The sequence below is a fragment of the Shigella sp. FC1967 genome (genome assembly GCF_001743005.1).
GTDB lineage: Bacteria > Pseudomonadota > Gammaproteobacteria > Enterobacterales > Enterobacteriaceae > Proteus.
The window spans coordinates 1-431 of sequence record NZ_MIIZ01001265.1; the positions used below are offsets into that span (position 1 = coordinate 1).

At 46.2% G+C, this 431-nt stretch carries 1 protein-coding gene; it reads right to left on the reverse strand.

What is annotated here, in order from left to right; translation table 11 throughout:
• Window positions 1-431 (reverse strand): tape measure protein (locus BHE89_RS20940; protein ID WP_286146399.1); only part of this gene is annotated, 431 nt, incomplete at both ends.

Genomic DNA, 431 nt, shown 5'->3' on the forward strand with positions numbered 1-431 from the left:
GCGCCAGACCTAGACCAATTAACACACCAGAAACAGAGGCTATACCATCAATATTGTTCGCAATCCCCTCCATTGCGGTTGATAGTGTGCGAGTAGCACCTGATGTTTCATTAACATTGCCAATCCATGCCATGAACGCATTTTCAATCTTCTGTGCAGACCCACTTACCGTGGCTGGTAATTGCTCAAATTCGGCTCGTAACTGTTGCGTATTTGTCAGGATAGGAACAATTTTATCCATCGTGAGTAGTCCACTTTGCGACATTTTCACGCAGGCCACCAATCGTCGTCCCCATACCATCAGCCAGCATTTTTTGCTAATCGCCCACCATTTTTCCATAACGGCATTAAATTCTTCACCGCGAAGAACACCCGAGCCTAATGCTTGACTTAGCTGTGTAATAACAGAACTGGTTTCTTCAGCGCTGGCG